Annotated in this window: 1 protein-coding gene and 1 pseudogene; both read left to right on the plus strand. The window is 74.3% G+C overall.

Annotated features, from left to right (window positions below; all coding sequences use genetic code 11):
* The coding region (locus tag B7767_RS31870) for a hypothetical protein (protein ID WP_085575162.1) at positions 1 to 497 on the plus strand (497 nt) is incomplete at its 5' end.
* Positions 498 to 511: 14 nt separating this feature from the next.
* A pseudogene (locus tag B7767_RS31875) lies at positions 512 to 1,048 on the plus strand (peptidoglycan-binding protein); the annotation flags it as partial.

Consider the following 1,048-nt stretch of genomic DNA (forward strand, 5'->3'; position numbering starts at 1 on the left):
AGGGCGACTCGGACATCCCGACGGCCGCGAGCGGCGGCGCGGCCACGCCGTCCGCCGGCTCGGACGCGCAGGGCGGCGGGGACGACGTGGCCGCCTATGTGCAGGCGCAGCGCACGTACGTGAAGTGCCTGCGGGAGAACGGGGTCGACGCCCCGGACCCGGACGAGAAGGGGAACGTCGACTTCGGTGACAACCTGGACCTGAAGAAGGACGCGAAGTTCCGGGCGGCCACGGAGAAGTGCGCCGAGTACCTGGCGGCCGTGCCCGAGAGCATCGAGAAGGGCAACCAGTCCAAGCTCACCGCCGAGCAGATCAAGGTGAAGCAGCAGTACGCGAAGTGCATGCAGGAGAACGGCGCCGCCGACTTCCCCGACCCGGGCCCCGACGGCCTCGGACAGGGGGACTGGGACCAGAGCTCCGCCGGTGCGAAGCGGGCCATCCGGATCTGCGGGCCGATCGTGGGTGTTCCGGAGAACCCGGGCCCCGGCAAGGGCTGACCGTGGCGGATACGGTGACACGGATCGATGACGGGCCCGAGGCGGCGTCCGAACCGCCACGCGGCGGACGGGGACGGCGTACGGCGTTGATCGCCCTGGCCGTGGTCGTCGTGGCGGCGGTCGCCGTGGTGGGCGCCCTGGGCCTCGGCGGTGGCGGGGACGAGGGCGCGGACGCACCGCCCCGGACCGGCTCGCTGGTCGAGGTGGTCCGGGCCACGCTGACCGAACGCACGCAGGTGGACGGCCAGTTGGGGTACGGCACGGAGATACCCCTGCCGGTCAAGGCGACCGGGACCGTGACCGGGCTGCCCGAGGCGGGGACCACGGCGAAGCGCGGCGACACGCTGCTGCGTGTCGACGACCGCCCGGTGGTGCTGCTGTACGGGTCGCTGCCCATGTACCGGGACCTGGGGCTGACCACCACCGCGCCCGGGGGCGACACCGCGCCCGGGGGCGACACCGCGCCCGAGGGCGACACCGCGCCCGGGGGCGACACCGCGCCCGGCGGCGGCACCACGGCTTCCGGCGAGGGCAAGACGGACGGCGGGACC

The sequence above is a fragment of the Streptomyces sp. 13-12-16 genome (genome assembly GCF_002114215.1).
Classification (GTDB): Bacteria; Actinomycetota; Actinomycetes; order Streptomycetales; family Streptomycetaceae; genus Streptomyces.